This is a genomic window from Paenarthrobacter sp. A20 (genome assembly GCF_024168825.1).
Classification (GTDB): Bacteria; Actinomycetota; Actinomycetes; order Actinomycetales; family Micrococcaceae; genus Arthrobacter.
In genome coordinates, this window is sequence record NZ_JALJWH010000001.1 from 2,968,166 (window position 1) to 2,989,901 (window position 21,736).

The 21,736-nt window shown below is 63.3% G+C and carries 19 protein-coding genes; 15 read left to right on the forward strand and 4 right to left on the reverse strand.

The genetic code is table 11. The features are described from left to right. Positions 1–12 precede the first annotated feature (12 nt). The 4 genes from J3D46_RS13765 to J3D46_RS13780 are packed head-to-tail and all read left to right on the forward strand — an operon-like array spanning position 13 to position 5,453. Entirely contained in the window at positions 13–2,700 is a 2,688-nt protein-coding gene (locus tag J3D46_RS13765) for a bifunctional GNAT family N-acetyltransferase/acetate--CoA ligase family protein (protein WP_231338975.1), read from the forward strand. Positions 2,701–2,756: 56 nt separating this feature from the next. Beyond that, positions 2,757–3,482 carry a DUF5998 family protein gene (locus J3D46_RS13770; RefSeq protein ID WP_231338974.1) on the forward strand — a complete coding sequence of 242 codons (726 nt, stop codon included), beginning with the start codon at positions 2,757–2,759 and terminating at the stop codon, positions 3,480–3,482. Continuing rightward, positions 3,479–4,708 (forward strand): alkaline phosphatase family protein, encoded by a 1,230-nt coding sequence (locus J3D46_RS13775; RefSeq protein ID WP_231338973.1) that lies wholly within the window; start codon positions 3,479–3,481, stop codon positions 4,706–4,708. The genes J3D46_RS13770 and J3D46_RS13775 overlap by 4 nt, the downstream gene beginning before the upstream one ends. Beyond that, positions 4,701–5,453, forward strand: coding sequence for a thymidine kinase (locus tag J3D46_RS13780; protein WP_231338972.1), 753 nt, complete (start codon positions 4,701–4,703; stop codon positions 5,451–5,453). Before J3D46_RS13775 ends, J3D46_RS13780 begins: the two co-directional genes overlap by 8 nt. On the opposite strand, the gene sepH is transcribed toward J3D46_RS13780, so the two are convergent. Beyond that, positions 5,450–6,802, reverse strand: coding sequence for a septation protein SepH (gene sepH, locus J3D46_RS13785; RefSeq protein ID WP_231338971.1), 1,353 nt, complete (start codon positions 6,800–6,802; stop codon positions 5,450–5,452). The genes J3D46_RS13780 and sepH overlap by 4 nt on opposite strands. 299 nt (positions 6,803–7,101) lie before the next feature. Here sepH and J3D46_RS13790 point away from each other — a divergent pair, with 299 nt between their 5' ends. Continuing rightward, positions 7,102–7,401, forward strand: a complete 300-nt coding sequence (locus J3D46_RS13790) for a DUF4193 domain-containing protein (RefSeq protein ID WP_159706744.1) — start codon at positions 7,102–7,104, stop codon at positions 7,399–7,401. A gap of 20 nt (positions 7,402–7,421) precedes the next feature. On the opposite strand, the gene J3D46_RS13795 is transcribed toward J3D46_RS13790, so the two are convergent. After that, positions 7,422–7,919: a DUF3093 domain-containing protein gene (locus J3D46_RS13795; protein ID WP_231338970.1), complete on the reverse strand. Its 498-nt coding sequence runs from the start codon at positions 7,917–7,919 to the stop codon at positions 7,422–7,424. A gap of 103 nt (positions 7,920–8,022) precedes the next feature. Here J3D46_RS13795 and dut point away from each other — a divergent pair, with 103 nt between their 5' ends. The 4 genes from dut (at position 8,023) to J3D46_RS13815 (ending at position 10,568) form a co-directional block, all read left to right on the forward strand. Continuing rightward, positions 8,023–8,562: a dUTP diphosphatase gene (dut, locus tag J3D46_RS13800; RefSeq protein WP_231338969.1), complete on the forward strand. Its 540-nt coding sequence runs from the start codon at positions 8,023–8,025 to the stop codon at positions 8,560–8,562. Between the two features lie 119 nt (positions 8,563–8,681). After that, complete coding sequence (locus tag J3D46_RS13805) at positions 8,682–9,425, forward strand: DUF3710 domain-containing protein (RefSeq protein WP_231338968.1); 744 nt, start codon at positions 8,682–8,684, stop codon at positions 9,423–9,425. A gap of 49 nt (positions 9,426–9,474) precedes the next feature. Beyond that, positions 9,475–9,789: a hypothetical protein gene (locus J3D46_RS13810; RefSeq protein WP_231338967.1), complete on the forward strand. Its 315-nt coding sequence runs from the start codon at positions 9,475–9,477 to the stop codon at positions 9,787–9,789. Next, positions 9,786–10,568, forward strand: a complete 783-nt coding sequence (locus J3D46_RS13815) for a DUF3159 domain-containing protein (RefSeq protein WP_231338966.1) — start codon at positions 9,786–9,788, stop codon at positions 10,566–10,568. Before J3D46_RS13810 ends, J3D46_RS13815 begins: the two co-directional genes overlap by 4 nt. Here the strand turns inward: J3D46_RS13815 and J3D46_RS13820 are convergent. Beyond that, a complete protein-coding gene (locus J3D46_RS13820; RefSeq protein ID WP_231338965.1) occupies positions 10,535–11,272 on the reverse strand; it encodes a TrkA family potassium uptake protein in 738 nt (245 codons plus the stop codon). The genes J3D46_RS13815 and J3D46_RS13820 overlap by 34 nt on opposite strands. Then, positions 11,272–11,943, reverse strand: coding sequence for a TrkA family potassium uptake protein (locus tag J3D46_RS13825; RefSeq protein WP_231338995.1), 672 nt, complete (start codon positions 11,941–11,943; stop codon positions 11,272–11,274). Before J3D46_RS13825 ends, J3D46_RS13820 begins: the two co-directional genes overlap by 1 nt. Before the next feature lie 114 nt (positions 11,944–12,057). Here J3D46_RS13825 and J3D46_RS13830 point away from each other — a divergent pair, with 114 nt between their 5' ends. The 6 genes from J3D46_RS13830 (at position 12,058) to J3D46_RS13855 (ending at position 21,715) form a co-directional block, all read left to right on the forward strand. Then, complete coding sequence (locus tag J3D46_RS13830) at positions 12,058–14,031, forward strand: APC family permease (protein WP_231338964.1); 1,974 nt, start codon at positions 12,058–12,060, stop codon at positions 14,029–14,031. Further along, complete coding sequence (locus J3D46_RS13835; RefSeq protein ID WP_231338963.1) at positions 14,032–15,405, forward strand: class I SAM-dependent RNA methyltransferase; 1,374 nt, start codon at positions 14,032–14,034, stop codon at positions 15,403–15,405. A 230-nt stretch (positions 15,406–15,635) separates the two neighbouring features. Then, the gene (gene acnA, locus J3D46_RS13840) at positions 15,636–18,443 is read left to right on the forward strand and encodes an aconitate hydratase AcnA (RefSeq protein ID WP_231338962.1); all 2,808 of its coding nucleotides are present in this window, start codon (positions 15,636–15,638) and stop codon (positions 18,441–18,443) included. Between the two features lie 175 nt (positions 18,444–18,618). Next, positions 18,619–20,592 (forward strand): 1-deoxy-D-xylulose-5-phosphate synthase, encoded by a 1,974-nt coding sequence (gene dxs, locus J3D46_RS13845; protein ID WP_231338961.1) that lies wholly within the window; start codon positions 18,619–18,621, stop codon positions 20,590–20,592. Next, positions 20,589–21,158 carry a DUF402 domain-containing protein gene (locus tag J3D46_RS13850; RefSeq protein ID WP_231338960.1) on the forward strand — a complete coding sequence of 190 codons (570 nt, stop codon included), beginning with the start codon at positions 20,589–20,591 and terminating at the stop codon, positions 21,156–21,158. Before dxs ends, J3D46_RS13850 begins: the two co-directional genes overlap by 4 nt. Beyond that, the gene (locus J3D46_RS13855) at positions 21,155–21,715 is read left to right on the forward strand and encodes a hypothetical protein (protein WP_231338959.1); all 561 of its coding nucleotides are present in this window, start codon (positions 21,155–21,157) and stop codon (positions 21,713–21,715) included. The genes J3D46_RS13850 and J3D46_RS13855 overlap by 4 nt, the downstream gene beginning before the upstream one ends. Positions 21,716–21,736 lie beyond the last annotated feature (21 nt).

Below are 21,736 nucleotides of genomic sequence, written 5' to 3' on the forward strand. Positions count from 1 at the left end.
TAGGCTAAGCCTATGGTGGATCAGCCCGGCGTCGGCATTTATCCGGAATATTGGGAGGCCGATGTCGTGCTGCGCGATGGCGGGACAGCCCACCTTCGCCCCATCCGGCCCGAGGACGGCGACGCCTTGCAGGCGTTCCACGCGGGCCAATCGCAGGCTTCGATCTACATGCGGTTCTTTTCTTTCAAACCCCGGCTCTCGGGCAAGGAAGTGCGGCGCTTCACCGAAGTTGACCACATCAACCGCGTGGCTTTCGTGATCACCATCGGCGGCGAAATCATGGGTATTGGCCGCTACGACCGGTTGGATGATCCCGACGAGGCTGAAGTCGCCTTCAACATTTCGGACGCCCACCAGGGCCGCGGGATCGGCTCCATCCTGCTTGAGCACCTTGCCGTTGCTGCCCGCGAGAACGGCATCCGGCGGTTCACCGCCGAGGTCCTTCCCGATAACCGGAAGATGCTGATGGTCTTTGCCGACGCCGGTTATGACCTCACCCGGCAATTCGACGACGGCGTGGTGAGCGTCGAGTTCAACATCGACCCCACGGAGAAATCCAGGGCCGTGATGGAGTCCCGTGAGCACCGCGCGGAGGCGCGCAGCGTGCGCGACTTGTTGTCGCCGGCGTCGGTGGCCGTTATTGGGGCCAGCCGCAAGTGGGGAACCGTCGGGTATCAATTGCTCGAGCACATCATCGAAGGTGGCTTCACGGGTCCGGTCTACGCCGTCAACCCTGAGGCGTTCGAACTTGCCGGCATGGTCTCCTTCGGAAAATTGTCGGAAATTCCAGGTCCGGTCCAGCTGGCCATCATCGCGGTGCCCTACGAGGAAGTACCCAAGGTGGTGGACGACTGCGCTGCCGCAGGCGTCAAGGGCATAGTGGTGGCCACTGCCGGTTTTGCCGACGACGGCGAGCGGGGCCTCGCGCGCCAGCACGAGTTGGTGCGCCGCGCGAGGGCGAACGGCATGAGGGTGATCGGCCCGGAGTCCCTCGGAATACTCAACACCCACCCGTCCGTATCCCTCAATGCATCCATGGCGCCCACCATGCCGCCGAGGGGGAGCCTGGGCCTGTTCAGCCAATCGGCCGCTGTGGGCATTGCCGTGTATGCGGCAGCCAGCCGCCGACGACTCGGATTGTCCTCGTTCCTCTCGGCCGGAAACCGCGCCGACGTTTCCGGCAACGACGCCATGCAGTACTGGGAGGACGACGCCGATACCTCCGCCGTGGGCCTGTACCTGGAGTCCATCGGTAACCCCCGTAAGTTTTCCCGCCTGGCGCGTCGGTTGTCCCGGAGCAAGCCGGTGATCGTTGCCAAGTCGGACGTGACGGGCCTGAGCCTGCCCCCCGGACATGAAGTGCGCACCACCCAGGCGCCTGCTGCCGCAGTGGATGCCATGATGCGCCAGGCCGGCGTCATCCGGGTTGAGACCATTGAACAGCTCATGGACATCGCCCAGATCGTTTCATCCCAGGCGCTGCCGCAGGGCCCCGGCGTCGCCGTCTATTCCAACTCGGTAGCCCTCGGAAAAGTGGTGGCAGACAGCGCAGGACCCCTTGGACTGGACGTCAGCCGCTTGGTGACGGAGGTTGACCTCGACGCCGGCATGTCGCTTGCGCTCCCGGCACTTCGGAACAGCCTCATGGAAAGCCTCGCCGACGACTCCGTCCACGCGGTGATTGCCGCCCTTCTCCCTGCCCGCGGGCTCACGGTGGAAGCGTTGGCCGGTGTCCTGGCTGAATGTGCAGCGGAGGCTGGAAAGCCGGTTGTTGCGGCCTTCACCGGAATTCTTGACCCCTCCATGCATGTGGAAGGGATGCTAGGTGCTGCGGGCAGCCCCGTGCTTCCGTGCTACTCGAACGCCGGCGCCGCAGTGGCAGCGTTGGCCGCGATTGTTGGCTATGCCCAGTGGCGTGACAGGGACCAGGGCTTGTTCGTCGAACCGGACGGCTGCGACGTGGATGGCACCCGGGAAGCGCTGACGGCAATGCTGGCCGGTGTCACCGGCGAAAAGATCAGGAAGCTCGACGCCGGTGCTGCCGCGGCACTGCTTGCGGGTTACGGAATCAAGGTGGTGCCAACGCTTGGATTCGGCACCCCGGATGAAGCGGTGCAAGCGGCGGACTCAGTGGGCTGGCCCGTGGTCCTGAAGACCACCGATCCTGCGCTCCGGCACCGACTGGACCTGGGCGGTGTGCGGCTGGACATCCAGGACGCTGAGTCGCTGCGCCAGAACGTTGCGCAGATGCGGCGCGCGCTGGAACCCTACGGATCACCGTCGCTGGAGGTTCAGGCCATGGCTCCGGTGGGACAGGCCTGCACCTTCCGCGCCATGGAGGATCCGTTGTTGGGACCTGTGCTTTCCTTTGGATTGGCAGGCGATGCAGTAAACCTGCTGGACGACTGGGCCCACCGGGTCCCGCCGCTCTCGGCTGCGGACCTGCATGACGTCATCCGTTCGCCGAGGGCCTCCCGGAAGCTGTTCGGTTACCAGGGGCTGCCTGCCGTGGATGTGGCCGCCTTGGAGGACATCGCCTCCAGGCTCGCCAAGTTGAAGGATGACCACCCGGGAATTGCACTCGTGGAATTCAATCCCGTCCTGGCCGGTCCCTCAGGCGCCACAATCCTCGGCGCCGAGGTCTGGATCGGCAATGCCGCGCAGCGTACCGACAGCGCTCGCCGTGCCATGCGAAGTTAGCCACAGGGCGGAGCAGGCGGTTAGGAAGTCATCAAGCGATCTGTGAAAATGGGGGAATGAGCACCCAGTCTCCGACGCCTCAATCACGCCCGTCCAACACCGGGCACCACCCAGCGCACAACCACAGCTCGCAGGGGCAGAGCCTGGACCAGGCGCTGCAGCAGGCAGGGTTTTACCCGCGGTTGGTGGCCGACGTCGTCGACGACGCCCTGGACGGCCGGGAGTGCCTTTCCCACCTGGTCCATCTGGAGACACACTTCGACCGCGCCGAGGTCCGCAGGCATATCACCGTGTTGGTGCTCACCGAAGACATGTTGGTGATCACCCATGTTGACGACCAGCAGCTGGATGAAGCCGGCGAGCAGATCGTCGCGCAGATTTCCACGGAGTCCGTACCGGTGGCACAGATCCGCTCGGTGGTCCTGAGCTACATGTACTCCCAACCCCAGGACTACAAGCCCTCCGATCCTGTCCGGGAGCTCACGGTCTCCATCGCGTGGTCCGGCGGGCAGCGCCTGGACATGGGGCCGGCGAGTTGCGGAGACCCCCAATGCGAGGCCGACCACGGTTACAGCGGAACCATCGCGCAGGAAGACATTGTGCTGCGCATCAGCGCTGAAGCAGATGGACTGCAGGCGGTCCAGGATGCCAAGCTCTTTGCCCGCGCCCTACGCGCCGTCAATACGGGTAATCCAACTCCTGTCCAGCACCCCAGCATCCCCGCTCCACGGCCGCGTTCGGGCGTCTTCAGCAACCGCCTGAGCCGCGGACACCAGCGTTGAGGGAAACCGCACAGGGGCACGGAGACGCCTCTTCCGGGAGTGCGTCGGCGACCGATGTTCCCTCGGCACCGCTGTTCGGGAGCAAATCCATCGCGGAAGTTTTCACAAGTTCCGCAGCAGCGCTTGGAGTGCCCGGCTTCACCAACCACCTCCAGTTGCCGTCATCGAAGCGCGTCTGTGTTGTCCTGGCCGATGGTTTGGGTCGGAACCTTCTCAAGTCGAGGGTCTCCCACACGCCATTCCTCCGCTCAGTTCTCGCCGACGGGCAACGAAACACCCCGCAGTGGATCGACTCGGCATTCCCCAGCACAACGGCCGCGTCCCTCGCGAGCCTGGGCACCGGTTTGCCGGCCGGGCAACATGGCATGGTGGGCTATGACGTCCTTGATCCGGCGCAGGACAAGGTAGTCAACCTCCTGGGAAACTGGGACTCACAGGTGGACCCGGTGAAATGGCAGCCCCATGCGACCATCTTTGAACGCCTCGCGGCAGAACTGGACGTCGTGACAGTCAGCCTGCCGCAGTTCGGCAACTCACCCATGACGCAAGCCGCGCTCCGGGGGAGCCGCTTTGTTGGCGGCACCACGCTGCATGCACGTACGGCCGCGGCCGCGGAAGCAATGTCCGGTGGCGGCCGCTCCTTGATGTATTTCTACGTCAATGAGCTGGACAAAGCCGGCCACCGCTACGGCTGCCAGTCGGATCGGTGGGAACACCAGCTCGAAGAACTCGACTCCACTGTGAAAAGGCTCTCCGCAACGCTGCCGACAGGCACCACCATCCTGCTCACCGGTGACCACGGCATGCTGGATGTTCCCGAATCCCAGCGGATCGACTACTCCGCTGACGAATCGCTGGTGGCCGGAGTCCGGCACACTGCCGGCGAGCCACGCATGGTGCATCTTTACCTTGAGCCTGACGCCACGGAGGCACACCGGGCCGCCCTCATCGCTGCCTGGCGCAGTCGTTTTGGCGAACGGATCTGGGCCTTCACCCGGGACCAGGCCGTGGACGCCGGGTTGTTCGGTGCGGTCCGCCCGGAAGTGTCACCCCGCATCGGCGACGTCATGATCGCCGCCCGCGACACCTTGGCGCTCTATGACACCCGCCGTGCCCGGCCCACATCGCTGGAGGTAGTGGGCCAACACGGCTCGTTGACCAAAGCCGAGCGCGAAGTTCCCTTGCTGTGCTTCCCCGCCGCAGGAAAGAAGGGCAAACGTGGCTGAGCTGGTTTTCTTCTCAGGCACCATGGACTGCGGTAAGTCCACCCTGGCCCTGCAGATGGACCACAACCACCGCGCAAGGGGCCGTGGAGGGGTCCGCTTCAGCTGCAACGACCGTGCCGGGGACTCTACGATCTCCAGCAGGCTTGGCCTGCAAACAGACGCCGTTGAGGTTGAGCGCTGCACTGACTTTTGGGACGAAGTGGTGGTCCGTCGCACCAGCGGACTCCGTGTGGACTACCTCATTTGCGATGAAGCGCAGTTCTATTCGCCCGCCCAAGTGGAGCAGCTGGCCCGCGTGGTGGATGAGATGGAAGTGGACGTCTTCGCATTCGGCATCACGTCCGACTTCCGCACCAGGCTGTTCCCTGGCTCGCAGCGGCTGATTGAGCTGGCCGACAAAGTCCAGGTGCTGCAGGTGGAAGCATTGTGCTGGTGTGGCCGCCGGGCAACGCAGAACGCCCGTACGTTGAACGGCATCATGGTGGTGGAAGGCGAGCAGGTAATGGTGGGCGACGTAGCTCCCACTGCCGACGACGACGAAGCCTCCGGGATCCCGGATACGGGTGCCGTGGGAGATGAAACCGTCGTGGGCTATGAGACATTGTGCCGGCGCCACTACATGCGTCGCGTCACGGCGCATGGCGCCAACCTGATGGCCGGAGCAGACCAGCCGCTGCCGTTCGACATTGATGCCTGTCTATGGCCGGGTGCGGGGGAGCTTCACCGCAGCCAAGCCTCCAGCTAGTCTCCGCGGGCTCCGAAAACGATCTCGTCCCAGCTGGGGATGCTGGACCTCTTTGGCCTTGAAGGCTGACGTTCCGCAGGTGCGTCAATGTCCTTGGAAACGTCGGAGTCCTTGGACTCATCCGCCGGTGTGCCGTCCTTGTGGTCTTCCGGCAAGGATTCCCCGCGTAGGGATTCTCCGCGCACGGGTTCACCCTCGGCGCGGGGCGCGCTGCCGCCACCCAGGAGTTCGTCAAGCCCAGCGGGCTTGCGGCCCGACAGGGACGTAACCGGACGAAGCGGGCTGGCTACTACCGTGATTTCGCGGGTCTCGGTGCTGACGCCGTCGTGGAGCTTCAGCGAATCGTCGTCGTCAGTGTCGTGTGACTCGAAGTGCCGGGGCGCCAGGCTCAGCCGGGACAACATGGACGGCCGCCCGTCCTTGCGAGGTGCTTCTTCTGCAACAGGCGTGGCTGGTTCGGGGTCTGCGGCGGCGGGTTCCTCGTGGATTTCATCCAGTTCCTCACCCGGCCGCGGGTGGGCGGCGGGAACATTGCTCAGCAGGACAGCGAGGGCGTCGTCCGCATCCTCGTCCACGCCCAGGCGCTGGCCGCGACGCGAACGGAGCATTTCCAGGAGGCTGTCCGATTCTTTCGCCGAGGCGCGGGCGGCCGTTTCGGCGTCCGATTCAAAGTCGAAAGGCCGGTCCGAGACGGCCGCAAGCCTGCGGGCTGGGACAGGTCCATCCAACGGTTCGAGTTCACTGAGCTGCTGGGCCCAGCGGTTGGCGTTCTGCAATGACTTGCGCTGCGGGCTGAAGGTCCACATGGCGGGAGGTTCCTCGCCGATGCTCCCGTGGGTGCCAGGAACGGTTTCGAAACGTGCGACGACGGTCCAGGAACCGTCTGGGCGGCGCCACGAGTCCCATTCGACCGTGGAGGAATCGATACCGTGGGCAGCGAGCCTGTGGTCCACCATTTCGCCCAGGGTGGCCGGGTTGTCGCCAAACGCCGAGCGATAGATGTCGTGGCCGGGGGCAGGGGAGGCAACCTCGATGTTCCGTGCTTGGCGGGCCACGTACTCACGCTCCGCGAGGACCGGGCCTTCGTAACGCTGGACGTTGGCAAGGGGGAGGCCTGACAGTTCCGCGACTTCCGCAGCCGTAGCTCCGCTGCGGATCCTGGACTGGATATCCCTGGGAGACATGGCGATGGGTGTGTTTGACGCACGGGCCGCCACTTGGGCAGGGGTCCGGCTCGCCGCGGCCCTCAAAGCCTCGTCGATCGGAAGCTGGAACATCGCACCGCCGGGGCCGCTCAATAGCAGATGCCCGCCGTCGTCGTGGACGCCTACCAGTCGTAGATCCTGCATAACACCCTCCACCACATGGCATAACTGACATTCGAAACTCTGCCACCCGTCGGGGTGTTTTCCTACTAGGAACGAGGGCGTGCCGTGATATTCCGGTGAAAGCGGCATGATCCGGAGTACTTTCGGGCCAAGGCAGGGACTATGGACTTTTCCAAACCGTGGGAGGACAATCTGGCCGATATCGGGCACAAATCCGGGGCGTCCGGCGTTGCACCCTTACACCGGCGGCGGACGTACCGCCGGGATCCACCCGAAAAAGGTATCCCACCCACAGCGTGTATGGAGGATGAGGAAGGACCATGGCCACCGATTACGATGCTCCGCGAAAGACCGAGGAAGACGTCAGTGAGGATTCCCTTGAGGAACTTAAGACGCGCCAGTCGGGGAAGCAATCCTCCGCGGTGGACGTCGATGAGACCGAACTGGCTGACGGCTTCGAACTGCCGGGAGCGGATCTCTCCGGAGAAGAGCTCCTTATCCAGGTCATGCCACCGCAGGCGGACGAATTCACCTGCTTCAACTGTTTCCTCGTCAAGCACAGGTCCCAGATCGCTACAGAGCGGGGCGGCCACCTGTATTGCAAGGAGTGCGAGAGCTAGGTGTACTGTCCCGGCCGGTGTTAGTCCCGCGGGGCGCTCAGGGCGGTGACAAGCTCATCGGGCCGGCGGGACGACGCGAGCCAGTACGGAGTACGGTCAGCTGGATCCGTGATTTCAATCTTGACCACAGGGTCAATCCAGCCACGGAAGCACATGTAGGCCAGTCCATTGAGGCGCGGGCCCCGCTCGGCTGTAGCTTCCGCCTTCTTGAAGGCCTGGACAGAGCCTACGAACTTGCGGTCGATGCTTGCCCTGCCAACCCGGACCGTGTCGGCAGTGACGGTGATGGTGGGCGTGGAGAGCACCAACATGATGGTCATGATGGCCAGCAGGACCAGGGCGGCAATGATGCCCGTGGCTGCGCTGATGGGGCCAAACATCAGGACGCCCGCGCCCGACAGGCCAACCACCACAACCCAGATCCACACTGACGGCCACAGCTTTTCGGTGTACAGGACCTCGGAGGCTGAGGGGGTGTTCCGGGCAGGCACAGGGGAGGACTGGTCAGGCGTAGGCATGCCTCCAGCTTATCGGGCCGTGGACTGCCGCGGCGCCCAGGGTCACGCCTGCCGCTGACATGGGCGGTCCTGCTGGTGGCCGCTCCCCGTAGAATGGACCACTGTGAGCAATGAGACCGCAGTATTCAGTTCAGACGCCGCCCCTTCAGCCGTGGAGGCAGGTGATGCCCGCGCAGCCTACGGCGCACCTACTTTGGACGTGCAGCTGAAAATGCTCGACGGCGGTTTGGAAGCCCCGTCCTACGCGCACCCAGGCGACGCAGGCGCGGACCTCCGGGCCCGTGAGGATGTGCACCTCGCCCCCGGTGAACGCAAACTCGTTCCCACCGGCGTCTCCATCGCACTGCCGGACGGATTTGTGGCGCTCATCCACCCCCGTTCAGGCCTGGCCACCAAGCATGGACTCACCGTGGTGAACGCTCCAGGCACTGTGGACGCAGGCTACCGTGGCGAAATCGCAGTCACGCTGCTGAACACCGACCAAAACCATGCCATTGACCTCAAACGCGGCGATAGAATTGCACAAATGGTGATTCAGCGCGTCGAATACGCGCGTTTCGTGACCGTTGACCAACTGTCTGAATCTGTTCGGGGATCCGGCGGCTTCGGGTCCACTGGCGGCTTTAGCGCCCCGAAAGCCTAAGCAAACTGCTGAACCCGCCGCGTGTCGCAGGCTACCGCTTGCCTCAATGGCGTGGGTTATCGCGGTTTATCGTGGTTGCGGTTTACTTGGGGATAGACCACTACTAAGGAGAAAACCCAATGCTTTTTGGGCGCGGCAAGAAGTCCAAGGACGATCGGTCGGAATCGGCCGGCACCGTCGGGGAACCGGGGGTCGAGGCACAAGGCCCGGAATCAGGCCAGGCAGGCACGCCTGGTGATTTCCGGCTCGCCAAAGGCCCCTTGGACATAGACGAGATCGAGGACCATGACGGCTACGTCGACCTCGGTGCGCTCCTGATCGCACCGGCCGAAGGTCTCCAGCTGAGGCTTGAAGTGGAAGAAGCCACCCAACGCGTGGTGGCAGTGACCATGGACCTCAACGGTTCCAGCCTGCAGCTCCAGGCGTTTGCGGCCCCCCGTTCCGAAGGCCTGTGGGACGAGATCCGGGAACAGATCACTCAGTCCGTGACGAGCCAGGGCGGGGAAACGGAAGAAATCTCCGGGACCTTCGGTACTGAGCTCGTCGCGAAGCTGCCAGCCGAAGCCGCCGATGGCAGCCGCGGCTTCCGGGCAGCCCGCTTTATGGGCGTGGACGGGCCGCGCTGGTTCCTCCGTGGTGTCCTTGGAGGACCGGCTGCCTTGGAACGTGAGGCCGCTACGGGTCTGGAAGAGCTTTTCCGCCGTGTGGTCGTTGTCCGTGGCGACAACCCGATGCCGCCCCGGGAACTTCTCCAGCTCCGCCTGCCCAAGGACGCTGCAGTGCCCGGGCAAGCCGGCGCCCCGCAAGGTGCCCCCGTGATGGAGCAGCCGGAGCGAGGGCCGGAGATCACCCAGATTGGCTGACACGCCAGGTCACAACGGGGCAGCCGACCGGTGGCCCCAAGCCGACGGAGTGCGTGATCTTCCAGCACGGGGCCGGGCGGTATGCACCGGATTCATCGAATCGGTGACGCACCAGCCGCCCAGTGAACAGCCGTTCTTCTCGGCTGTGGTTGTCGATGCCTTGCGGCCCGGAACCCAACCGCCACCCGGGGGAGCCAGGAGGCCATATGACCGCCTTCGCGTTATCTGGCTGGGCAGGTTGCGGGTTCCAGGCATCGAAGCCGGTGTGCAGCTTCGCCTGAACGGCATGGTGACACAAGTCGACGGACTGCCGGCCATGTTCAATCCACGCTACGAAATACTTTCCCGTCAGGAGCACCTATGACCGTGGCCAACGGATCAGAACCGCAGAACACCGGGGATGCTGTTCCCGAAGACCAAACAGCACCCGGGCGTGACGCCGCAAAACCCGCCGTGGAAGGTCCCAGTGTGTCCGATATCGCCGCCGGGTACGCTGAAAAGGCCGGCCTCCACAGGAACAGCGCGGGCCACGTGGACATGCTGAAGTCAGCTGGCGGATGGCAAGGCATTGCCGAGAGCATCCTTCCGGGCTTGGTTTTCCTGGTAGCTTTCACCGTCACCCGGGACCTGACCCCTGCCTTGGTTGCAGCGTTGGCTGCTGCCGCGGTCTTCACGGTGGTCCGGCTGATCCAGCGGCGCCCCCTGACCCAAGCACTTGCCGGCGTGGTGGGGGTTGGAATTTCTGCCTGGCTGGCCAACACCACGGGCAAGGCCGAAGACTTCTATGTCCTCGGATTCTTCACGAACATTGCCTACATAGCCGCCATGGTGCTGTCCATCGTGCTGAAGTGGCCCATAGCCGGTCTGCTCTTCGGCTTCGTGCGCAACGAAGGACTCGAGTGGCGCAAAGATCAGGAAAGGCTACGGGCCTACAAACTGGGCACGTGGATCGTCGTGGCGGTGCTGGCGTTGCGCCTAGTGGTGCAGGTGCCGTTGTACTTCATGGGTGAGGCTGGCCTGACAGCGTTGGCGACCACCAGGCTCCTGATGGGCGCCCCGCTGTACATCCTGGGACTATGGGTTGCCTGGCTGGTAACCAAGCCGGCACCTCAACCGTCGAAGCCGTCGTCCTCAGCGGACTGATCGGCAGCTTCGGGGGCGCCCTCACGAGGTTCCCCGCCGTCGTCGGAAGCCGGTGACAAAAGTGCCCGCAAGCCGTCCTCAGCTGCGATGGTGGTGACGAAGAAGAGCTCGTCACCACCGTCAAGCACGTCATCCCGGGTAGGCGTGATCGGCGCCTGGTCGCGCAGAATCGCAACCAACGTGGCGTCCTCGGGCCAGTCGATCCCACCCACCGTGCTGCCGATGACGTGGGAATCATGCGGAACGGTGAATTCCACGATCGATGCCACGCCTGTCTGGAGTGTCAGCAGGCGGACGATGTCGCCGATTTCAACGGCCTCTTCTACGAGCGCCGTCATGAGCTGCGGGGTGTTAACGGCCACGTCAACGCCCCAGGAATCGTTGAACATCCAGTCGTTTTTGGGGTTGTTCACGCGCCCTACAGTGCGTCCCACGCCGAATTCCGTCTTGGCAAGCAGGGAGACCACCAGATTGACTTTGTCGTCGCCAGTGGCGGAAACCACGACGTCGGCGTCCTCGAGTTTTGCGTCCTGCAGGGTGCTGAGTTCGCAAGCGTCGCCCACCAACCAGCGTGCGCCCCGCAGCCCGCTGCGGCCAATGACCTCGGGCTTCAGGTCGATGAGGAGAATCTGGTGCTTGTGGGCGAGCAGCTCACGCGCAATGGACGAGCCGACGCTTCCTGCGCCAACGATGACAACTTTCACTAAGACTCCTTGGCGGGTGCTTTGGCGAGGATCCGGCTGATCTCGGACGTTCGGTCCAGGCTCAGCATCGCGTGGACCGTGTCGCCCTCCTGGTATGCCGTCCCGGATTGGGGCAGCAGGCCTTCACCGAACCGGGTGAGGAAGGCGATGCGGATTCCGGAGGCTGCCTCGATGGAACTGAGGCTGTGCCCGATCCAGTCTTCGTGCAGGTCCACTTCGGCCAACACAAGGCGGCCTGATGGCTCGCGGTAGTCGCCGGCCAAATGCTGCTCGGGAAGTATGCGGCGGAGGACCTGGTCGGCGCTCCAACGGACGGCTGCGACTGTGGGGATACCAAGGCGCTGATAGATCTCGGCGCGTCCGGGATCGTAGATTCGTGCCACAACATGGGCAACATGAAATGTCTCGCGGGCCACGCGCGTGGCCAAAATGTTTGAGTTGTCGCCACTGGAGACGGCAGCGAAGGCGTAGGCCTCTTCCACGCCCGCCTGCTTGAGGGTGTCCCGGTCGAAGCCGACGCCGGTGACCTTGCGCCCGGTAAAGGTGTTGCGCAGCCGGCGGAAGGCCCGCTCGTCCTGGTCGATGATGGCGACCGAGTGGCCCGCATCCTCCAAGGTGTGCGCCAGGGTTGCGCCAACACGGCCGCAGCCCATGATCACGAAGTGAGCCACCATGTCTCCTTTATGTGTGTTGTCAGTCCCGCTCGGTATGACTTTACCGTTGCGGCGTGGGTTGCCTGCGACAACCGTCATGACATCGCTGGGGATTCAGAGTAGCTTTGCGGAGTGCTGACAATTCTGAATGCCGCGAAGCGGGTGTTGGTGGGCCGGCCAGTCAGGAATGACCGCCTGTCCCACACCTTGTTGCCCAAACGCATCGCATTGCCCATCTTCGCCTCGGATGCCTTGTCCTCGGTAGCTTATGCTCCTGACGAAATCCTGCTGACACTGGCCCTTGCCGGAGTCAGTGCTGTGGCATTCTCACCGCTTGTTGGCCTCGCCGTCATGGTGGTTTTGCTCACAGTGGTGGCGTCCTACCGCCAGAACGTCCACGCGTATCCGTCCGGCGGCGGCGACTACGAGATCGCCAACGTCAACCTGGGCAAGTACGCCGGGCTCACTGTGGCTTCGGCGCTGCTGGTGGACTACGTGCTGACGGTTGCCGTGTCCATGTCCTCAGCCGCCACGTACCTCACCACTGCCATCCCGGCTCTGCATGGCCAGCAGGCACTGATCGCCACGGTCGGCGTCATCATCCTGGCGCTGGTCAATCTGCGTGGCGTCAAGGAAGCCGGGACAGTCTTCGCCATTCCCACGTATATCTTCATGGCCTCGATCCTCGGCATGACCGGCGTCGGCATCTTCCAGGCCCTCACCGGCACCTTGGGCGAGGCGCCCTCCGCCGACTTCACCATCGTCCCCGAGCCTGGCTTCGATGAAGGTCTGGTGGGGCTGGCAGGGGCTTTCCTGCTTCTGCGTGCCTTTTCTTCGGGCGCTGCTGCCCTGACCGGTGTTGAGGCCATCAGTAATGGCGTCCCCAATTTTCAGAAGCCGAAGAGTAAGAACGCGGCCACCACGTTGTTGTTGCTTGGGGTTATTGCTGCTTCCATGCTGGCGGGAATCCTCTACTTGGCGAACGCCACCAAAGTGCATATCGTCCTGGATCCGGCCCGGGAATTCCTGGTGGACGGCAAGCCTCTTCCAGAGGGGTACATCCAGACTCCAGCCATCAGCCAGATCGCGGACACCATCTTCGGTTCGGGCTCCATACTTTTCTATGTCGTGGTTGCTGCCACGGGCGTCATCCTGGTTTTCGCCTCCAACACCGCCTTCAACGGATTCCCGGTACTTGGCTCGATACTTGCCCAGGACGGCTACCTCCCGCGTCAACTCAGAACCCGTGGCGACAGGCTCGCGTTCAGCAACGGCGTCCTGGCCTTGGCCGCAGGTGCGCTGGTCCTGATCCTCGCGTTCAACGCAGATGTGACCAAGCTGATCCAGCTCTACATCGTGGGCGTCTTTATTTCGTTCACGGCCAGTCAGCTCGGCATGGTCCGGCACTGGGGCCGCGAATTGAAACTGGCCAGGGACAAGGCCGTGCGCCGGAGGATTTTCAAGTCGCGCACCATCAACATGGTCGGCTTTGGCATGACTGCACTGGTCCTGGTGATCGTCCTGATCACCAAATTCGAGCAGGGCGCCTGGATCGCTTTGCTCGCCATGTTTATTCTGTTCCTCATCATGTGGAGCATCCGTGCCCACTATGACAACGTGGCCAGGGAATTGGCGGTGGACGAGGACTCGTCGCCGCGTGCGTTGCCCACGCGTGTCCACGCGGTCTTGCTTGTTTCACACGTCCGCAAGCCGGTCCTCAGGGCGTTGGCTTACGCCAGGGCGTCACGGCCCTCGCGCCTTGACGCGATAACAGTCGACATCAATACCGAGGAGACGGAGCACACCGTCCGGGACTGGGAGAAACTGGAGATTCCGGTTCCCCTGACCGTCCTGGCCAGCCCTTACCGCGAGACCGTGACCCCCATCATGGATTACGTCAAGAACATGCGCCGCGACTCACCGCGGGACTTGATCGTGGTCTACATCCCCGAATATGTCGTGGGCAAGTGGTGGGAACAACTGGTCCACAACCAAACAGCACTCAGAATCAAGACGAGGCTCCACTTTGAACCTGGAGTCATGGTTGCCAGCGTTCCGTGGCAGCTGAAGTCGTCCGAAGAAGCAAAGGCACTGCAGGATACCTAAATGACCTCCCATCGCACTTCCCCCCACGCCGGAACGCCCGCCAACGAAAACCACAGTGGGCCAGGTACTGAACTTGTCGTCGACATTGGTCCCATTGCACACGGCGGGCACTTCGTCGCACGCCACGAAGGGCGCGTCATCTTCGTCCGGCACGCCATCCCGGGGGAGAAGGTCCGCATCCGCTTGACCGACTCCGGCGACTCATCAAGCTTCTGGCGCGCCGACGTCGTCGAGGTCCTTGAGCCTTCACCGGACCGGGTCCCGCATTTCTGGAAGCCCGCGGACTCACTGGCCGCGTGGAACCGGGGCGCGCCGCCGGTTGGCGGTGCCGAGCTTGGGCACATTTCGCTGCAGCGGCAACGGGCGCTGAAGGCGGAAGTTTTGGCCGAACAGCTCAAGCGGCTCGCCGGTTTGGACCTCGCCACCGAGGTGGAAGCCGTGGGGGACAATCACGACGGCGGCCTCGGCTGGCGTACGCGGGCCAGCTTTGCTGTCACTCCCAAGGGCCGGTTGGGCATGCACGCGCACCGCTCGGACGTTGTGCTTCCCATCAAGGAGATGCCCTTGGCACTCCCGGGACTCAACGGACTGAAGCTGTGGGATCTTGACCTGTCAGGCATCGCCCGCATTGAGGTTGCTGTCCCTGCCAATGGTTCGCGGCCCCTGATTCTGCTGGCGCCGGAGGAGGGCACAAGCCCCAAGAGGATTCACAGCATTTTGTCGCAGCTGCCGCATGACGTGTCGGTGGCAAGCTTCGACCCCAGCAAGGGGGAAGTCCTGCAGTTGCGCGGGAGGACCTGGGTGCAGGAGACCGCAGCCGGCCACGAATACCGTGTCACGGGGGAAGGGTTCTGGCAGATCCACAAGGATGCGCCGGATACGCTGGTGGGCGCTGTGACGGACTATCTTTCCAGCGGTGGGTACTTGCAGCCCGGCGCAGCAGTAGCGGACCTCTATGCCGGTGCCGGGCTGTTTACGGCACCGCTGGCGGACGCCGTCGGTGTCACCGGCTCGGTGCTTTCGGTGGAGGGTGCCCCTGGCACCAGCAGGGACGCCCGCAAAAACCTGCACGGTGAACCACAGGTGGAAATCGTTCAAGGACGCGTGGAGCGTGTCCTCCACCAGCGCGCCCGGAACTTCGACTCCCTGGTGCTTGATCCACCGCGGGCCGGAGCCGGCAAAGCCGTGGTCAAGCAATTGATGGCAACCGGCCCCCGGGCAATCGCCTATGTGTCCTGTGATCCCGCATCCTTTGCGCGTGATCTGGGTTACTTCCACCAGGGTGGTTGGAGGCTCGAGGCCCTGCGCGCGTTCGATCTCTATCCGAACACCCACCACCTTGAAACCGTGGCGCTGATCGTTCCCTCCTCGTAGCCCGGGTGTCGCCCGCCCGCGGAGTGCGGCGGGCGGCACCGGCTTTGGCGGCTGCATGCCACTCTTTGGATGGATGCCACTACGATGGGCGTAGTAGTCCCGCTCCGCAGGAATCAACGCCGCGGGCCGGGGTGACCAAGAGAGATGCCGCCCGGCTAAGTAAGGTGCGCCTAACTGGCTAGCGGCCAACCACGCGACAAAGATGAAACTGTTGCGAGAGGAGTCCTGCCATGAGCACTGTGGACAGCTTCGGTTCCAAAGGCGTACTGAATGTAGCCGGCACCGATTATGAAATTTTCCGGTTGAACTCCGTAGAGGGCGCAGACAGCCTTCCGTTCAGCCTTAAGGTATTGCTTGAAAACCTCCTGCGGACTGAGGATGGCGCCAATATTACGGCGGACCATGTCCGCGCCCTGGCCGGTTGGGATCCCAATGCGGAGCCCGACACGGAAATCCAGTTCACCCCCGCCCGCGTCATCATGCAGGACTTCACCGGCGTTCCCTGCGTTGTTGACCTTGCCACCATGCGTGAAGCAGTCAAGGAGCTCGGCGGCGATCCCAAGCGCGTCAATCCCTTGGCACCTGCAGAAATGGTCATCGACCACTCCGTCCAGATTGACGCCTTCGGTAACTCCGGCGCACTGGAGCGCAACATGGAGATCGAATACCAGCGCAATGGTGAGCGCTACCAGTTCCTTCGTTGGGGCCAGACCGCATTTGACGACTTCAAGGTTGTCCCCCCGGGAACCGGCATCGTCCACCAGGTCAACATCGAGTACCTGGCACGCACTGTCATGACCCGCGAGGTAGACGGTGTAGTCCGCGCCTACCCCGACACCTGCGTTGGTACCGACTCGCACACCACCATGGTCAACGGCCTGGGCATCCTGGGCTGGGGCGTCGGCGGCATCGAAGCCGAGGCAGCAATGCTTGGCCAGCCCGTCTCCATGCTGATTCCCCGCGTTGTTGGCTTCAAGCTCAACGGCAGCATCCCTGCCGGCGCCACCGCTACCGACGTCGTGCTCACCATCACCGAAATGCTGCGCAAGCACGGTGTCGTTGGCAAGTTCGTCGAGTTCTACGGTGAGGGCGTTGCGGCTGTGCCGCTGGCCAACCGCGCCACCATCGGCAACATGAGCCCGGAATTCGGTTCCACGGCAGCCATGTTCCCGATCGACGACGTCACCCTGGACTACCTGCGCCTCACCGGCCGCTCACAGGAGAACGTCGCGCTGGTCGAGGCGTACAGCAAGGAACAGGGCCTCTGGCACGATCCTTCCCGCGAACTGCGCTTCTCCGAGTTCCTCGAGTTGGACCTGTCCACTGTTGTTCCGTCCATCTCCGGCCCGAAGCGTCCCCAGGACCGCATCGAGCTCACCGATGCCAAGGAGCAGTTCCGCAAGGACATCCACAACTACGTCTCCATCGAAGACGGCAGCGTGGACGAGTCCCTGGACGAGTCCTTCCCCGCATCCGATTCGCCGTCCTTCACGCACGCCGACTCGCACACCACGGAGACCGCACGCGTTGCGTCGGCCGCCAACGGTGCGCACGGACGCCCGTCCTCGCCGGTGCACGTCAAGACCGCCGATGGCCGCGAATTTGAGTTGGACCACGGCGCAGTGTCGATCGCCTCGATCACGTCCTGCACCAACACATCCAACCCGTCCGTCATGCTCGCTGCTGCCCTCCTGGCACGTAACGCCGTGGACAAGGGCCTGACGTCCAAACCGTGGGTCAAGACGTCCGTAGCCCCCGGCTCCAAGGTCGTCACCGACTACTACGAGAAGTCCGGCCTGACCCCGTACCTGGAGAAGCTCGGTTTCTACATCGTGGGTTACGGTTGCGCCACCTGCATCGGCAACTCCGGCCCGCTTGAACCGGAAATCTCCGAGGCAATCCAGGCCAACGACCTCTCCGTGACGGCAGTCCTCTCGGGCAACCGCAACTTCGAAGGCCGTATCAACCCGGACGTGAAGATGAACTACCTGGCGTCGCCGCCGCTGGTCATCGCCTACGCCCTGGCCGGTTCCATGGACTTCGACTTCGACACCGATGCCCTGGGCACCGACTCCGAAGGCAACGAGGTCTTCCTGAAGGACATCTGGCCGAACCCCATCGAGGTGCAGGAAGTCATCGACTCCTCCATCGACGAGGCCATGTTCGCCAAGGGCTACGAGGGCGTCTTCGACGGCGACGACCGCTGGAAGGCACTCGACACGCCCGCCGGTGACACCTTCGCCTGGGCTGAGGACTCCACCTACGTGCGGAAGCCCCCATACTTCGAGGGCATGAAGGCGCAGCCGGATCCCGTCAAGGACATTTCAGGTGCCCGCGTGCTCCTGAAGCTTGGCGACTCCGTCACCACGGACCACATCTCCCCGGCAGGCTCGTTCAAGTCGGACACCCCGGCCGGCCAGTACCTGTTGGCCAACGGCGTGGAGCGCAAAGACTTCAACTCCTACGGTTCACGCCGTGGAAACCACGAAGTCATGATCCGCGGTACCTTTGCCAACATCCGCATCAAGAACCAGCTCCTGGACGGCGTCGAAGGTGGCTTCACCCGCGACTTCAGCCAGGAAGGTGCACCGCAGGCCTACGTTTACGACGCCGCGCAGAACTACCAGGCCGCGGGAACGCCGCTGGTGGTCCTGGCAGGCAAGGAATACGGTTCCGGTTCATCCCGTGACTGGGCAGCAAAGGGAACTGCACTTCTGGGTGTCAAGGCCGTCGTCGCCGAAAGCTACGAGCGCATCCACCGCTCCAACCTGATCGGCATGGGCGTCCTTCCGCTGCAGTACCCCGCCGGCGAGTCGGCAGCAACACTGGGCCTGACCGGTACGGAAACGTTCGCAGTTGAGGGAGTGACCGAGCTGAACAACGGCACTACGCCGAAGACGCTCAAGGTCACGGCTACGGCTGAGGACGGCACCGTCAAGTCCTTCGACGCCGTTCTGCGCATCGATACCCCGGGCGAAGCGGACTACTACCGCAACGGTGGCATCCTGCAGTACGTACTGCGCCAGATCTCCGCATAGTGGACCAGCTGGTTTCCAGCTGATTCCTGTGCCAGACAGCCCCGGCCGGTCATCTGACCAGCCGGGGCTGTTGGCGTCCACTGAACGCCACACCCCGGATCACGTGTGTGCGGAAACGCGGGCGCCGGGCACGCGCTAAAGTTAACAAGCACGTCATTCACCCTAAGGAGGGCCGTTGGGACTTTTGGAAACCGTCAAGGATCCACAGGACCTGGCCAAACTGTCCGGCACGGAGCTGGAACAACTGGCCGGCGAAATCAGGGAATTCCTGATCACCAACGTAGCCGCGACGGGTGGACACCTTGGCCCGAACCTGGGCGTCGTCGAACTCACACTGGCTGTCCACCGGATCTTCGAGTCGCCGCGGGACAGTATCGTCTTCGATACCGGGCACCAGTCCTATGTGCACAAGCTGCTCACTGGCCGCCAGGACTTCAGCACCCTTCGCCAGCAAGGCGGACTTTCCGGCTATCCGGACCGTGCCGAATCCGAGCACGACATAGTGGAGAGCTCGCACGCGTCATCATCTTTGTCCTGGGCAGACGGTATTTCACGCGCCCGCCAGTTGACTGGCGAAGGCGACCGTTTCGTCGTCGCCGTTGTTGGCGATGGAGCCCTGACCGGCGGTATGACGTGGGAGGCGATCAACAACATCGCGGCCGACAAGCGTCGTCGCGTGGTCATCGTTGTCAATGACAACGGACGATCATACGCACCCACCGTCGGCGGATTTGCCGATTACCTCGCTTCGTTGCGCCCCACCATCGACTCCCTGCGCACTACTCCGGCCTATGAGCGCATGCTGGACTGGTGGAAGAAGAAACTGCAGAACGGCGGCCCCGCCGGGCAGTTCACCTACAAGAGCCTGCACGCCATGAAGAAGGGCATCAAGGACTGGTGGGCACCTCAAGGTATGTTCGAGGACCTTGGAATGAAGTACATCGGTCCGGTGGACGGGCACAGCCTCCAGGCCATGGAAAACGCCTTGAATACCGCCAAGGCCTACGGCGGACCTGTGATCGTCCACGCCATGACCGAGAAGGGCCACGGTTACGCCCCGGCCCTGGCGAACGAGGCAGACCAATTCCATGCCGTGGGAATTATCGACCCCGAAACCGGTGAGTCCACGGAAATGCCGGGTGCCAGATCGTGGACCTCGGTGTTTGCCGAGGAGATCGCGGACATCGCCGACGAGCGCCAGGATATCGTTGGCATCACCGGCGCCATGCTCATCCCGGTCGGTCTTCACAAGTTTGCCGAGCGCCACCCTGAGCGCGTTATCGACGTCGGGATTGCCGAGCAGCACGCCCTCACATCCGCTGCCGGTATGGCCTTCGGCGGCCTCCACCCCGTGGTGGCGGTTTACGCAACTTTCCTGAACCGCGCCTTCGACCAGCTCCTCATGGATGTGGCGCTGCACAAGGCCGGGGTCACGATCGTCCTGGACAGGGCAGGCGTGACCGGCCCGGATGGCCCCAGCCACCACGGCATGTGGGACATGGCCATGGTTCAGATCGTGCCGGGACTCCATTTGGCGGCTCCCCGCGATGCCACAAGGCTCCGTGAGGAACTGAGGGAGGCCGTCGCCGTCGATGACGCCCCCACAGTGGTGCGGTTCTCCAAGGGCAGTGTCGGTTCGGAAGTTGAAGCCATCGACAGGCTTCACGACGGCGTGGACATCCTCGCGCGGCGACCTGAGGGTTCCACTGAAAACGATGTCCTCATTGTCAGCGTCGGCGCCATGTCCGAACTCGCCCTCGATGTTGCCAGCCGCCTCGGCGCGCAAGGCATCAGCTCCACGGTGGTGGATCCGCGCTGGGTCCTTCCTGTGCGGAAGTCGATTATCGCCCTTGCTGCCCGCCATCGCCTGGTCATCTGCATTGAAGACGGCGTGCGTGCAGGCGGCGTCGGATCGCGCATCCGGCAGGAAATGCGTGCTGCGGGCGTGGATACAGCCCTCAACGAAGTCGGTTTGCCGGTCGAGTTCCTGGTACATGGTTCCCGAAGCCAGGTGCTGGAGCGCGTGGGACTGACCGCCCAAAAAATAGCCCACGACGTCGTAGCGCAGGTTCTGGGGACAAAAGTCCCCTTTGCAAGGCCCCTCCCGGGCCAGGAGCACCCCACCACCGGAAGCCTGCCCACGTTGTGATGGACCACCGTAGTCCGGGCTCGCTGCAGCCCGGTGACCTCGTTGTGTCGAGGAACAGGAAATGGAATGGCAAGGCCCACTGGGTGGTGCCCGGCCGCTACCTCGGCGAAGACATCCACGGCTGGTGGATTTTTCAGGGTGCGGGGGAGTTCTGTTCACGTCCCGGGGCAGCCTTCTACGCGGCGTCGGACGCAGTACTGTTGGTCCCACGTACCGGAGAGTTCGTGGCCACGTTCTACGACGATACGTACCCAGGCGACTTCCGGATCTACGTTGACGTTGCCACCGCCCACGGTTGGAACCCCATCAAGCCGGGCGTCACGGAGTTCCATATGATCGACATGGACCTGGACGTGATCCGCTCCACCAAGCACGGCGTGTTCGTGGACGACGAGGACGAATTTGAGCAGCACCGGGCAGCCATGGGCTATCCGGACGACACAGTGGACGCTATGCGCGCAGAATGCGCAGCCCTTTTTGAGGCAGTAGTGGCCATGAAAGCACCATTCGACGTCACCGGAGCCAACAGCACCAGTGCCGAGTGGTTCAGGAAAGGACGAGCATGAGCGGCATTATTCGCACGTACAAGCGGGACGACGAGGGAGTCCTTCACTTCCGGGAAGCCTGGTACGACGACGAGGACCAGCAGTTCGTGATCAATCACGGCGTTGTGGGCCACCAGAGCAAGACGGATGAGACAGACGTCGACGACGACTCCTCGGTGGAAGGCCTAATGGCGGCTTTTGCCGCGCAATGCGAAGAAGACGGATACGCTGAAATTCCCGAGTCCGATCAGTTTTGGGTGGTTGCCCAGATTGCGTTGAAGACCAAGGACGGCACCGAACGCGACCGGCACCTTGAACGGAAAGCGAAGGCAGCACTTACCGGTGAACTTGCCTGGCGTGGGCTCGGCATAGTGGACCGATCGGAAATCGGCAACGGCCACCTGAACATTTTCTGCCTCTGCCCTGATGTGAATAAGGCAGTGAACGCGATCAAGATCTGTGTTCGTGGTGAGGATCTGGACTTCACCAAACTCACCATTGCCGCGGCACCCCACAGCGAGCCCGGTGCCTTCCGGGTGAAGCACTCGCCCAAGCAAGGCGTGGGCTTTACTCTCTAAGTAGCACCCAACGCACCAGGA